Origin of the sequence: Ekhidna sp., assembly GCF_040220215.1 — a bacterium.
GTDB lineage: Bacteria > Bacteroidota > Bacteroidia > Cytophagales > Cyclobacteriaceae > Ekhidna.
In genome coordinates this window covers 150,762-164,361 of the sequence record NZ_JAVJTR010000023.1, presented here as the reverse complement: position 1 = coordinate 164,361, position 13,600 = coordinate 150,762, and the positions used below count along the sequence as shown (strand labels likewise).

The window sequence follows — 13,600 nt, the reverse complement described above, 5'->3', positions numbered from 1 at the left end:
CCTACTTAGCTTCCTTTCGAATTTTAGGAAAATATGATTTAACCGAATCATGTGGTAATGGTGTTGCTAGACTATGTATTCTTAACCAATTAGGAGTTCCATTAAAAGGGCTTTGAAACCAAAATTGACCATAATTAAAGCGACTAGCAATGAGTGCTAATTCTTTATCCAAATAAGCATATTCTGCATTTCTAGGATTTATCTTCATAACAACTTTGTTTGGACATTGATCTGGTACAATTTCATGCAAGTCTTTTGGACTCTGTGTACTTAGGATTAGGTTAATTCCAAACTTTCTGCCTTCCCGTGCTAACCTTTCAAAATTTGATCTTAACCTATCAAAAGTATCTTTATCTGCAATACCAACAGGTCTTGAGGGGATTATTTGGTGTGCTTCATCTATGAATACATAAGTCTCTCCTTCTCCGTCCTCCTCGTTCAAAGTATCATTATTTTCATTTAACCATTTTACTAGTTGCATTTCCCACATTAGTCTTTCTTCTTGATTGAGGTCAGCTAAATAAACGATTGTTGTACCAGGCTCTCTTAAGTGCTCCAAAGGACTTCTCTCAGCTTTAACGGACTCTTCATCGATATCAAAGTAATTATCAAGGGCATCCAATGCTCTTAAAGCCGCATCAAAAGAACTTCTATAATAAGAAGTTCCGGTGATTTTGCTTGGGATTGTTTGCTTGTCTTGATGTTTTTTTAAAGTAGAATTTATTGCAATGCGTAAAGATTCGATTGATATATCATAGTCATCTTTACTTTTGAAGGCTTCAGCATACTGATCCAATATCATCACAGCTTGCTGTGAGTTAATTCTCATCAAATACTCTACTTCAGACGGAGTACTAAGATCCTTCAATCTTAACCCAGTTTCAATCACTTCGATTCCTCTTTTATTGCAGAGAAGTTTTAATGCAGATGCATTTTTAGTCATTTTTCCTCCTTTGCTCTTTGGAATTATTAACCTGAAATCTTCAGCAGATATCCCTCCTAGCGTTTTGTCTATATATTCTGGAGTAACATGGCTTCTATCTGGTAATTCATTTGCTACCTTCTGCCAAGGTATTTTTGGTTCTAACGTTATTCCTTCAACTTCAGGAAGTAGTAGTTGCGCAATATCTCCTTGAACATCCAGCATTATTACTCTATTATTTATCGCCTCATATCTGTTTTTAATATCTCTTAGTTCGAACGCCAAATTTTTCAGAAATACTGTTTTTCCTGAGCCACTCTCTCCAACAACAAATAGATGTTTATTTTCAAGATCAAACACATCCCATCTATAGAAAAGAAAATTTCCATTCTTCCGAAAAGGAGAATTACCAGAACCAACAGCACCAAGTAGGACTCCTTCATCCCTCAGGTTCAATATGCGCTTTAATGTTGGTTCATTTTGTTCTTTCGGGGTGCTTATTTCTGGGATAAACATTCTACTGAAAGAAGATGGCGGCCGTTGAATAGGCGAATCATCATATTTAGGAACACTTTCGCTATCTGCTTTGCTTCTTAAATCAAGCTGATAATCGAGTTCAACTCTAATAACCATTGGTTGATGATGGTGGGGGCCACCCGGAATGTTTTCCAATACCTTATAGGGGCTTTCAGTTTCATCTTCCTGATAAAGGCGTGTCTCTCTTTCCGGATTGAATGGGGATATAGCTTTCAAACCCACAATTCTTCCAGAAATCCAGAATGGTGTAGAATCACTTTCTAATTCACGCTTTATGTCAAATATCAAAACGTTTGCTCCAAGTACGATATCATCTTGTTTGATCTCTTCAGGTTTTTGTATAATAAACTCAGCAAATGCACCATTTTCATCAATTGTAAAGGGTGTTCTTATATCGTCATATGGAGTTGCATAAACTCTTTTTCCTAAGTGATTTTCCATATCAATAGTCTTGTAAAAATTCTAGTTCTTTATCTAAAAGGGCAGCATTTGTTAATCTTTCCATTATTTCTTTTTCAGAGCTGAGAGAACATCTTTTATCAGCTAGCAATTGAACTAACGGTGCTATTCTACCCAATTCATGTTGCCAGGCCGCAATACTTATAGCTTCCTCTACAAATCGAGGATTCTTATTATAAAATAATGCTGGGATCTCCATCCTTATATAAGTGTGAGGCTTTGTTCTGCTTAAATAGTAGCAGTTTAGTGGCATATAGTCTCGATCGCCACCAATATCTGAATTCGGATCAACTATGCTCTTTCTAGTATCAGGAATTCCTTTGATTAATGGAGTTCTCTCACCTGGCTTTAATATTCTTGATAAGATGATTTTATCTGATGAAATGCTTTTGATGCTAGATTCTTTAATTGCTTGTCCTTTAAACCAGGCATTCCTAAGGTTACCCTTTTGAAAGAGTAGTTGAGTTAAAAGTCTAGAATCTTGAATTCTTTTTGAGCAGCCAATAAGGACTTGATTGTCCCACGATTTGAGAATGGAAAGAAGGCTTTTTGTATCTCTTTTGGAAACGCTAGGAGAAAAGATTGGGCCATCCTTTATACAGATTGACCGATATTTTGTATCAACATCTTTTAATGCAATTAGCTCTAGCGTCTGCATCAATTTAACACCCCAGCCCAATGCATGCGATGCTGGGCTCTTAAGATTTTTCTGACGATTATATTTGATAAAAATGGGTTCCTTCTCAAGACTTCTTAAATGACCTTGAATATAGTTTCTAATCTCATCGTCATCTTCCTCAACTCTATATGATGTTGTGATATTTAATTTATCACGATCGAAAATATTTGAATCTGCTAGCGTAATTGCACTAACATCTTTTGTAGACTGATAGAAATAAGGTCTATGTCCTGCTTTGTTATATCTGAAGTTTACAAGGGCTGATCTCACCAATATCAAAAAAAAAGCACCTCTTTCTATTCGCTCGTTACTTCCATCAATTGCTGAGATATTTATATCCTCAAGCATATCTGAACTAGGATACTCGACAAACTTTGGAAGTATTCCATCGTTTTCAACTAAGTCAAGTGTTTCTACTTCATAAGGTGAATTTTTAATTGGGTCTTCTCCAAAGGTGTTAGTATTTAAATCCTCAAATTGATCAGAAGTGACAATTCCATTTGGCCAATTGTCCGGGGGACCAGTTGGTGGAGATTTTTTGTAATTCTCATTTGAGTTTAGGCACTTGAGAATATCTGTAAACGAGCTTATTATTGGTTTATCCAAATCATTCTAACTAAAAACCATTATTTACCAAAGTAGCATAAAAACTATAATAATGAAAGTGCTATTAATAACATTAACGTATTATGATATTAAGTTTTTTTGATTGATAATTGGGTTTTGGCTTTTTTCAAATTCTTCTCCAACTCATCAATGATTCCTTGTTCGGGGTAGTAGTACACTCCGCCTAACCGGGTGAAGGGAATCTTGCGGGATTGGCGTAGGTTTTGGAGGGTAGAAGGGGAGATGCTGAGCATTTCCTGCACTTCTTCCGATTTGAGCCATCTCTTACTTTTGTGGCCATTGTCCAAAAGATAGGATAGCGTGTCAAATACCTCTTTTTTAAATTCTTCAAGGTCTTTCTTCGTAATGAGTTCTACCTGCATTAGGTTCCAATAGTAGCGATTAGGTTTTAATGAGGATCAAAATTGCTCATTTAGACCATATAAAGGCAGATACAGGGGTTGTGTAACCATAAAACAACCCGTTGGTTCTGAAAGTCTTAGAATGCTAAAAATTCCAAAAATATTTTAAGATGTCATTTCAGTACAGGCGAAATACCTTGTTTCATTGTAATCGTTTGCAATAGGATGTAGGCAACTCAAGGCATATACAAAATTAGAATTACTCATGTATTGACTTCCCTATTCAAATTCTGTGTTTAGGTTATTTAAAGATAGATTGGAACGAGGAAAATGTAACCGTTGTGTAACCCCTAGTTTTCTTTCTTGTTTACATAATTGAGCATTTCAATCAATCTTTTCTTGACATTTGCTTTTGTACTGTTATCAACATTGCAGTACTTGGCCTTCAAGCTTTTAAGTGATATTTCCTGGGCATTAGAAGTAGTGAAATTATGAGCTGCGACCTTTAGCATTTCTGTTTGATTCTTATTTTGAAAGTATTTAAGGTCATACATAATCCTGCAAAAATATGCCAGTTGTGCCACAGACATGTCTGTTTCAACTTTGCCTAGTTGAATTCTGGTATTGGCATGGGCAGCAACGGCATTTGAATTGGCTACATCGAGGTTGATGTTCAGATTGATATCTACTTCTTGCTTTTCAGACATAATTATTCATACACAAAGGAGGAGGCTAGCCAACGGGAATCATTGGAAAAAAGCGAAGTGGACTTTATATTGAATATGATTTCGGTTTTATCCAATTACTACAATAAGTCACTTTCTTATTTTGAGTTTCTTCAAAAGATACTCCGATGCTCAAAAACTATATCAAGATTGCCATTAGGAATTTTGCAAAATCTAGATTTCAATCACTTAGTAACATCTTAGGTCTAGCTATTGGAATAGCATGTTTTCTACAGATTATGAGCTATGTACAATATGAGTTGTCTTATGATATGTATCATTCTAATGTTGATCGAATCTATCGTGTTGCATTGGAGAGGAGCTTTCCTGATACAAAAACAGATTATGCCATAACACCAGCTCCGCTTGCTAATGCTCTGATCGAGGAACTTCCAGAGGTAGAATTGGCAACATGCATAAATCGGAATATTAATGTCGTGGTTCGGTACCAAGACAAACACTTTAACGAGGATCGATTCATTTTTACAGATGCTAATTTTTTCCAAGTGTTTACGGTTCCTCTTATAGAAGGTGATCCCGGAACCGTTTTCACTGCACCCAATGCAATTGTGATTACGACTGCAATGGCAAAGAAATACTTTGGTGAAGATGAACCACTTGGTAATATCCTTAATATTGATCGATTTGGAGATTTTATTGTTACCGGAATTGTAGCCGAGCCACCAGGTCCTGCGCATTTTCAATATGATTTTCTTGCCTCCCGGAGTTTACAATCACAACATGGATCTGATGATTGGTTACGACCAAGAACTTACACTTATATCCTTGTAGATAAGAATACTTCAGCACAAGCCCTGGAGCACAAATTTCCTTCAATTACTGAGAAACATCTAAGTACCCAGGTCGAAAGCTATGATCAATATCTCTCAGAAGGAAATGCTTTTCGTTATTTCCTTCAACCACTGAAAGACATACATCTTCATTCCAACTTAACAAGGGAATTGGAACCAAATGGTAGTGCTACCTATGTGTATCTTTTTTCAGCAATTGCAATCTTTATTTTACTAATTGCATGTATCAACTTCATCAATCATACTATAGCACGATCCCTAGATCGAGCGAAGGAAGTAGGTCTTAGGAAAGTCTTAGGAGCACATCGTTCCCAATTGACCCGTCAGTTTCTCACTGAAGCTGTCCTGTTAGGCATGCTTGCTTTAGTGTTTGCTCTTCTTTTAATTAAGTGGCCAATGAACTACTTAAGTGCATTTGTGGGCAACCAAATTGATATTGATTTCTTTGGTAAGTGGTGGATGCTACCAACCTTGTTGCTATTGGGGCTTTTAGTTGGGCTCGTTGCTGGAACTTACCCTGCCTTTGTACTTTCTTCTTTTCATCCACTCCCGGCTTTAAGAGGTCTATCTACTATGATGCTTTCAAGTAAGAAGGGTAAAGGTTTTCGCAATTCTCTCGTTGTTTTTCAATTTGCCATATCATGTGCATTAATTATCGCAACCGTTGTAGTATACAGCCAAATGCAATACATGACCAATAAGAGATTAGGATTTGATAAAGAAAATGTGATTTTAATCAATCGGAGCTGGGCACTAGGAGATAATATAGAAGTATTTAAGGCTCGCTTGCAGGCTCATAGTGATATTGTGAGTGTTTCAGTAGCAAGCTCGGCCCCTGGGCTAGGGACCGGTCACATGTTATTTTTTCCTGAAAACGCTACTGATGAGGAGCATCAAATGCAGATGTTGTATGCGGATTATGATTTTTTGCCAACACTGAAGATTGAGGTTTCTGAAGGTAGAAACTTTTCAAAGGGTTTTGCAACTGATGATCAGGCGATCATTATCAATGAAGCTGCAGTGGAGGAGTTGGGATGGGATGATCCCATCGGTAAAAATCTTGTTATGTCTTACCCCCAGCATCAATATACTTACAATGTGGTAGGTGTAATGGAAAATTTTCATTTTGAGTCCTTGCATCAACGGATTAGTCCGATGGCTTTTGTACTTGGTGGTAGAGGTTTGTTTGCTGTTCGTTATAGTTCTGAGGATCATGAGAAACTACATGCTTTCATTGAGGATTCCTGGAAGGAAATTGCCCCCGACCAACCCTATACATTTTCCTACCTTGATGAAGAACTCAATTCACTTTATCAGAAGGAAGAGACCACCAAGGCTGTGTTTGGGTTATTTTCGGTACTGGCAATTTTTATTGCCTGCCTTGGACTTTATGGAATTGCAATGTATAATGTGAAGAAACGCACAAAGGAAATTGGAATTCGAAAAGTTTGCGGGGCAACACAATCGAATTTAGTAGGTCTTCTATCAAGGGATTTTATAAAATTAGTTTTAGTAGCTAACGTTATTTCCTGGCCAATTGCCTGGTATTTCATGAGCAAGTGGTTGGAAAATTTTTCTTATCGCATTGATATCCATTGGTGGGTGTTTGCTTTGGCAGGTGTACTGGGCTTGTTTATTGCGATTGCTACAGTAAGTACTCAAGTAATCAGGGCGGCACTTACTAATCCAGTAGATTCTCTAAGGTATGAGTAGTGTGAGCTATTAGTTTTCTTGTTTATTTGAATATGGCGTTCCATATTTTGTAAAATTAAGATAGACCGAGCAAATCCTTTCAGCTTCGTAATGGTCACGACCATGTTCTCTGCATAACCACTCTACCAGCTCTTTTTGTTGAACTATTCCGGATTCCTTGATGAGTTGCATCCATGCTAAAAGACTAACCCCTGTGCCCTTTTTTAATTCGTTTATAAAGCTTTTGATATCTTCCTGATTACTGAACATTGCGGTGCGAATATTTTTGCCTAAATTATTATGTATCCGCCCGGTATACTTGTGAAAATCCGAAGATACACCTAACTGTGTATTTCGTATTTATACAATCTTTTTAGAAGTATTTGGAGCAAGTTGCGATTACTAAAAATCAGCCAATCAATGAAAATCTTTCTTTTAATCCTTTTAGTTATTGGATTTAACTCCTGCAATCGTGTAAAAGAAATTGATCCAAAGTTTCAAGCCATAAATGATATTGGTGAAAAGATCCAGATCGAGGATATCCCTGAATCCAATATCCTGTTTATTCAGTATCGTGGAGATTATAGTCAGCATCCTAAAGCATTAACCGAGCTTATGAACTATGTGGGTGAGAATTATCGAATTGTGGGAACCTGTCTTGGTATTTATCCATTTGATCCTGATGCTGTACCGTCTGATAGTTTGGTTTGGGATGTAGGAATTCGAGTGATTCCAGGGGATCCGGCTATGGTTCATGAGGATGGGGATACTTTCCAGGTTAGAGCTTCAGAAGAGGAACTTAGTGTTCCTTTAGATGACCTGAAGTATCCCGAAGCACCTTATCAGCTTAAGAAAATAGGGTCAACTAAGGCCATAACTGTAGAGACTATTGTTGAAAATGCAGGGAAGGAGGGATTGGCTATGGATGCCTGGTTAACCATGCATGGTTATGTGCAGGTGGCACCAACTATTATGGAGTATGCAATGGTTGATGTTGAACCGACCAAAGTACCGGTTAAAATAATTATTCCAGTTAAAGAAAGGATGACCGGATTGTCATTGATTTGATATTAAAGCTTGAAAAATAAAATGTGATAGTGAGTGAAGGTGGTTGATTTTTTCACTGAAATTGGAGGGGTGTTCCAAGGTCTATTTAGAGTGCTTGGGACAACCCTTCGGGATCAGTGAATTTACTGCTTAGGAATGGTTGTTCGTTGAGGTACTCTTTAGGTGGAATTCCAGTAAGCATCTTGAAATCGCGATTGAAATGGGCTTGGTCAAAATAATCAAAATGGTAGGCTAGCTGTGTAAGGTTATGATGCATTCCAAGGCGCATTTCATTTACAATTTTTTGAAGTCTTTTGATTCTCCAGAATAGCTTAGGTCTTAGTCCTATTAGTTCTGAAAATATCTGTTCCACCCTTCTTGATGTGACTTTTAATTCAGCAGCTAAATCGTATTTTGAGAAATGATCAGTTTGCTTGTTGAGTGCATCTATACACTGGTTTACCCTTACTTGCCTGGAGCTATCATAAGTGGAAAGACATCTTTCCAGAAAAGTGTTTAAGGCCTGAATTCGATTCTTATCATTTCCTGCAACTAGCATATGATCCAAAGAAGGGATTTGTTTATTTGAAACAACTTCAGAATATCCGTAAAATGAATCATTGAGGTCGTCCATGTCTGACCTAAGCACCTGATGTGCTGTGGAGGGATAAAAACGAATTGCAAAAATATCAATATTCCCTTTCAAAGGGATATTTACATGACCGGTAATTTGGCCTCCAATGATTACGTTTTTGAATTCAAATACATCCGATCCCTTTTCGATCGTCAATGGGTCACCAAGATTGAAGAGAATCTCGGCACAACCTCCGGGCACAATACGCTCTAATTTGTTTTGAGCCTCGCCATTGATTGACCAAAAACACTTTACTAAAGAAGAGTATTTCTCGCAAGGAACGTATTCATTGAATTGCATGGGTTACTTAACGGTTAATCATCCCATTCGGTTAGTTATTTTTAGGAATGGTTGTTAATAATTAAGGAAAAATTGCCTGAATCCCAACAATTAGTTCGTTTTTATACAAGGAATTGGTGTTAATAAACTCCTCTTTTGAAGCGACTAACCATTTTTGCTATGTTACTTCGCTTGCTTGTTGGGATGTTTTTAGGTTTTTTGCTAATTGATTGTGATAAATCAAGTGGGAATGAACCAGATTTAAATGATGATGATTTTAATTCTTTGCCTTGTTCCGTTGGGTCTATAGATGAGGCCAGATTAATCAGCACTTGTGAAGGATGTGAGGGTGTGCTGGAGTTCCCAGGTCCTGACATAAATCATATTGATACTTTACCGGGATTTGACGATGCGGAAATTAAACTCAAAGTGACTGGTAAAGTGTATAAGTCTGGAGGAACAGAACCTGCATGTGGGGTAGTGTTGTATATCTATCATACGAATAAAGATGGTGTTTATCCAACTAAAGGCGATGAAACAGGGTGGGGACAGAGACATGGATATTTGAGAGGTTGGATTAAGACAAACGAAGAAGGCGAGTATACTTTCTATACGTTGAAGCCTGGAAACTATGATGGACCGGCCCATATCCATCCAATTATTTTCGAACCAAACGGAAAATATTACTGGATTGATGATTATTGGTTTGCAGATGATCCACTAGTAACCAAAGAGGAAATCGAATCACTTGGCGGTTTAGGTGGCGGAGGAAATGTTCTTGAGTTGATTCAGGAGGGTGAATTAAGTGTTGGGTATCGTGATATTGAGCTTGGTAAAAATGTACCCGGATATGAATAAGATATTGTTATTGCTCGCACTTTTGGTTGTTAGTTGTCAGAACTCCCATCAAGAAAGCAGTGTTGCTTTGAGTTCATTTACATCTCAAAAATCATCTGATCAGTCAGGTGAAAGGGTTGATATTGATCTTGAGAAATCAATCATTAAGTGGAGAGGGACTAAGTTAATGGGAGCTGGTAGTCATGAAGGAACAGTGAAGTTTAAGAGTGGATATTTGACATTCTCGAACAAGAAACTGGAAGGTGGTCAGTTTGTTGCTAACATGAAATCCATTTATAATACTGACATTCCGCTTAGTGATTCGATTCCCCGTAAGAACCTGACGAAACATTTAAATAGTGATTTCAACACTAAGGAGTATCCTGAATCAACTTTTAAAATAGTTGGAGTAAAAGAAATGAACAATGGAAAAGTGGAAATTGTAGGAGATATGACTATTATGGGAATTTCTAATCCGCTTGAGTTTATATCTACTATGAATGGAGACTTTTTCAGTGCTGAAATACAAATTGATCGAAGTGAATGGAAAATTGGCGAGCAAGGTTCCTGGCTTGAACAAAAGTTAGTTGATTCTGACTTCAAAATTAAAGTTGAGCTGTATTTGAATTAACTATATTTTCAATGAGAATAGCCATTTCAGTAGCTTGTATGATGTTGAATGTGGGTGTAATTTGTGCCCAAAACAACAAGCGAATACAGGTAGCTTGTGTTATATCAAAGAACACAACTGAAATAGATTATGTTGGACCCCAAGCCGTTTTCCAAACATGGCATTTTGATTCCACTGAGAATCGACATATGAAAAGGTTTAACATCTTCACTGTAAGTGAGACGAGAGAAGTTGTTGATGGAAGAGTGGCTGATTTTACATTTGAAGATTCCCCTGTTCCAGACATTGTGATTATCCCAGCTCAGCGAGGTTCTCTAACGTTAACTGAATGGTTAAAGAAAGTTTATCCTGAAGTTGATTATCTAATGTCAGTATGTACAGGAGCAAAACACCTTGCTAAAACAGGGCTTCTTGACGGAAAAACTGCAACTACACATCATGGTGCAGTTGAAAGGTTTAAAAAAGAGTTCCCTTCTGTTAATTGGATTGAAAACGTACGCTTTACCAGAGTGAGTGATAAAATATATACTTCGGGAGGACTCACATCAGGAATTGATCTAGCTCTTCATATTTTGGAGATCTATTTTGGAAGAGGACAAGCTCAAATTGTGGCGGATCATCTTGAATACCAGGGTAACGGTTGGAAGTATCCTGAAAAATGATTGTTGATTTCGGTTTTATCCAATTATCCCAACTAGCCTGCGCATTTCTTTAAGGTATATGAAAGCGAATGAGTATAGCTACTTGAGCTCACTGTCCAGCAAATAATTAAGTGATTTAGGTATAAAATATGAATGAAAGATTAAAGCAAATAATAGGTTCACATCCAATAGACATTGATGTATCTCTTTTGATTTTAAGGTTATCTATCGGTGGACTCATTCTTCTGCATGGTATAGGTAAGCTAAGTGATCTTCTTGATGGAAATACGTCTTTTTTTGATGATTTTGATCCAATTGGTATAGGAGGTTTTAATATGCTGCTACTAGCAGTTATCTCAGAATTCTGTTGTTCAATTCTCATAATTCTTGGGGTATTTATGCGTGCTTCTCTAATCCCACTCATTGTTACTATGTCAATTGCATTTTTTGTTTTTCATGCCAATGACCAATTGATGGATAAAGAACTTCCATTGGTTTACCTTCTAAGTCTTATCGCTCTTTTCTTTTCAGGAAGTGGAAAATATTCATTATCAAAATTGGGGAAATCATGAGTCGTAATAAACTGTACTTTTTTGCTGGTATTATTTTGATTAGCTATCTCAGTTTGTCAATTGGAAATGCGCATTGCAATACAGGTGAGGGAGAAATTATCCTGTCTAAGGACGAACCTGGTGAACGAATAGTCATCAAAGGTCTTGTAGTTGATGCTGAAACTCTGGAGCCAATAAAAGCATCTCTTTTTTTATACCAGGCTGATACATCAGGAAATTATAATAGTACTTTGCTTGGAATGCCCAGCTATGCAAAAATAAGGGGGAAGCTAGCAACGGATAACAGTGGTTCATTCTTAATTGAAACAATTGTTCCTGGTAACTATCCGGGTGAAGTTGATGGAAAACATATTCATGTAGTTGCAAGAGCAAGGGGATATGAAGAATGGAAGTTTGAATTTTTATTTGAAGGATGGGTTAGTGATGACTTGAGAAAAGAAATTGCAGTGAATAAAGATGCTATAATTCTTGAACTTCAGAATAAAAAAAGTGAAAAGTGGGTAGTTAATACTACAATTAAGCTTGAACCTAAATAATGGGATTTGAAAATATTACTGAATGTATTAATCTTATTACTAGCGAACTCGAGTTTACAAGGACAATATAAATCAGAACCTTGCTGGTCCCCTGATGGAGCTAAAATAACTTATGTGGTAATAGGCGATGGCAATGCTGATATTTAGGATTCAAGATTATATATAGGGGTGGTCAAAGCAGATCCCAAGAGATTTACCTGTATAATTTTTCTGCAAAAAAGAATCTGCAATTAATTCAGGATGGAACCACTTCATCACCATTTTGGTCACCTAAGTAAAATTCTTTTTGGATCAAAAAGAGGTGGGAGTGCTCAAGTATATTCAATGAATCCTATGGAAGTGATGTTCAAATTATTACCAAAGATTTCAAAAAAGCATATTATGGCCAACTGTGTCCTACAGATAAAAAGTTATTGCTTATTAGAGGAGATGAAAATAAAAGTGATATTTTTTTTAAAAAACTTGTCCACAGGAAATGTCGAGCAATTAACCTTTCAAGAAGACAAATAACAAAAGAAAGTTGTCTGTTAATTTAAGTGTTTCAGGATTTTAGGGCCTAGAAAATTATAGACAGGGTCTTCGTTTTTGTACAATTAATTCTTATGATATCACACTTGCTTAGCTATTCTATGTGTATCATTTAATTTTAATTGTATCGATGAAATTGCTTTTACTTTTTGTTCTAATCCTCAGACTCAGTAGCAATGGAATTCTTCATGAACCCCAAGCTAAATTTAACTATCATGATCCTCGCTGGTCACCAGATGGTTCTCAAATATTATTTTACTCAGATCGTAGTGGCAACTTCGATATTTATGTAATGGAGGCTGATGGCAGCAACTTAAAACAGCTGACGTATGATCCCTCTTACGATGGAATGCCTGCATGGTCTCCGGATGGAAAAAGTATCTCTTTTGCATCTAATAGGGATGGTGATTTTGAAATTTTTGTAATGAATCTGGATGGAGCTGGTTTAAAGCAGCTTACGCAAAACGAAGAATTAGATGGAACACATAGATGGTCACCCGATGGAACTATGATTGCATTTGAAGGTAGACGACAAGGAAATACAGATATATATATTATGAAAAGGGATGGCACGGGTATAAAACAAATAACTCGTGATTCAAATAATGATTTCGCTCCCTGTTGGATGCCCGATAATAAAACAATCATATTTCAATCTTCACGAAATGGCAGTTATCAACTATATGAGACACACATAGAGCAACCTAAAGTTAAAAAATTGACAAATAGCAATAAACATAGCCTGCTGGGATCAGTGTCTTATAATGGTGAAACGATCGTTTATATTTCTTATACTTCAGAATCTCAGCAAATCTATCTTATGAATTATGATGGGCTCAACCATCGCCAATTAACGGATTCGAATAATGGAAAAATGAGAGCTGAAATTTCTCCTGATTTGGAAAATATTCTATTCAATGTCATAGACCTGGATGATGGAAAGCAGAAATACGCTATTTGTATTTTGAATATTGAGAGTGGCAACATTACAAGGTTTGCATTATAAAATTCAAACGTAAGTAATAAGGGAGTTTGAAATTAGTTAATCTCTCATGTGTAATATCAAAACAGTAACTCATAGCTTTAAATGACTTTCGTTTT

Annotated in this window: 14 protein-coding genes; 8 read left to right on the top strand and 6 right to left on the bottom strand. The window is 36.7% G+C overall.

The features are described from left to right. Position 1: 1 nt before the first annotated feature. The 4 genes from RIC88_RS16325 to RIC88_RS16310 all read right to left on the bottom strand — a co-directional run bounded on the left by RIC88_RS16325 (position 2) and on the right by RIC88_RS16310 (position 4,272). Complete coding sequence (locus RIC88_RS16325; RefSeq protein WP_350218638.1) at positions 2 to 1,900, bottom strand: ATP-binding protein; 1,899 nt, start codon at positions 1,898 to 1,900, stop codon at positions 2 to 4. 1 nt (position 1,901) lies between these two features. Further along, entirely contained in the window at positions 1,902 to 3,203 is a 1,302-nt protein-coding gene (locus RIC88_RS16320; protein WP_350218637.1) for a DNA double-strand break repair nuclease NurA, read from the bottom strand. An 89-nt stretch (positions 3,204 to 3,292) separates the two neighbouring features. Then, positions 3,293 to 3,586: a helix-turn-helix domain-containing protein gene (locus RIC88_RS16315; protein ID WP_350218636.1), complete on the bottom strand. Its 294-nt coding sequence runs from the start codon at positions 3,584 to 3,586 to the stop codon at positions 3,293 to 3,295. A 329-nt stretch (positions 3,587 to 3,915) separates the two neighbouring features. Next, positions 3,916 to 4,272, bottom strand: coding sequence for a hypothetical protein (locus tag RIC88_RS16310; protein WP_350218635.1), 357 nt, complete (start codon positions 4,270 to 4,272; stop codon positions 3,916 to 3,918). A gap of 146 nt (positions 4,273 to 4,418) precedes the next feature. Between RIC88_RS16310 and RIC88_RS16305 the strand changes: the two genes are divergently transcribed. After that, complete coding sequence (locus RIC88_RS16305) at positions 4,419 to 6,815, top strand: ABC transporter permease (RefSeq protein WP_350218634.1); 2,397 nt, start codon at positions 4,419 to 4,421, stop codon at positions 6,813 to 6,815. Positions 6,816 to 6,824: 9 nt separating this feature from the next. Here the strand turns inward: RIC88_RS16305 and RIC88_RS16300 are convergent, their stop codons facing one another. Next, positions 6,825 to 7,064: a DUF4287 domain-containing protein gene (locus RIC88_RS16300; protein ID WP_350218633.1), complete on the bottom strand. Its 240-nt coding sequence runs from the start codon at positions 7,062 to 7,064 to the stop codon at positions 6,825 to 6,827. A 150-nt stretch (positions 7,065 to 7,214) separates the two neighbouring features. Here RIC88_RS16300 and RIC88_RS16295 point away from each other — a divergent pair, with 150 nt between their 5' ends. After that, positions 7,215 to 7,862, top strand: coding sequence for a hypothetical protein (locus tag RIC88_RS16295; protein ID WP_350218632.1), 648 nt, complete (start codon positions 7,215 to 7,217; stop codon positions 7,860 to 7,862). Between the two features lie 85 nt (positions 7,863 to 7,947). On the opposite strand, the gene RIC88_RS16290 is transcribed toward RIC88_RS16295, so the two are convergent. Continuing rightward, positions 7,948 to 8,775, bottom strand: a complete 828-nt coding sequence (locus RIC88_RS16290) for an AraC family transcriptional regulator (RefSeq protein WP_350218631.1) — start codon at positions 8,773 to 8,775, stop codon at positions 7,948 to 7,950. Positions 8,776 to 8,910: 135 nt separating this feature from the next. Here RIC88_RS16290 and RIC88_RS16285 point away from each other — a divergent pair, with 135 nt between their 5' ends. From RIC88_RS16285 to RIC88_RS16260, 6 genes are all read left to right on the top strand, one after another. Further along, on the top strand, positions 8,911 to 9,612 hold the full coding sequence (locus RIC88_RS16285) for a dioxygenase family protein (protein ID WP_350218630.1): 702 nt from the start codon (positions 8,911 to 8,913) through the stop codon (positions 9,610 to 9,612). Continuing rightward, positions 9,605 to 10,222: a YceI family protein gene (locus tag RIC88_RS16280; RefSeq protein ID WP_350218629.1), complete on the top strand. Its 618-nt coding sequence runs from the start codon at positions 9,605 to 9,607 to the stop codon at positions 10,220 to 10,222. Before RIC88_RS16285 ends, RIC88_RS16280 begins: the two co-directional genes overlap by 8 nt. A gap of 11 nt (positions 10,223 to 10,233) precedes the next feature. After that, on the top strand, positions 10,234 to 10,884 hold the full coding sequence (locus RIC88_RS16275) for a DJ-1/PfpI family protein (protein WP_350218628.1): 651 nt from the start codon (positions 10,234 to 10,236) through the stop codon (positions 10,882 to 10,884). A 128-nt stretch (positions 10,885 to 11,012) separates the two neighbouring features. Further along, the gene (locus RIC88_RS16270; RefSeq protein ID WP_350218627.1) at positions 11,013 to 11,435 is read left to right on the top strand and encodes a DoxX family protein; all 423 of its coding nucleotides are present in this window, start codon (positions 11,013 to 11,015) and stop codon (positions 11,433 to 11,435) included. 53 nt (positions 11,436 to 11,488) lie between these two features. Continuing rightward, positions 11,489 to 11,971 carry a dioxygenase family protein gene (locus tag RIC88_RS16265; protein ID WP_350218626.1) on the top strand — a complete coding sequence of 161 codons (483 nt, stop codon included), beginning with the start codon at positions 11,489 to 11,491 and terminating at the stop codon, positions 11,969 to 11,971. A gap of 658 nt (positions 11,972 to 12,629) precedes the next feature. Next, the gene (locus RIC88_RS16260) at positions 12,630 to 13,505 is read left to right on the top strand and encodes a TolB family protein (RefSeq protein WP_350218625.1); all 876 of its coding nucleotides are present in this window, start codon (positions 12,630 to 12,632) and stop codon (positions 13,503 to 13,505) included. Positions 13,506 to 13,600 lie beyond the last annotated feature (95 nt).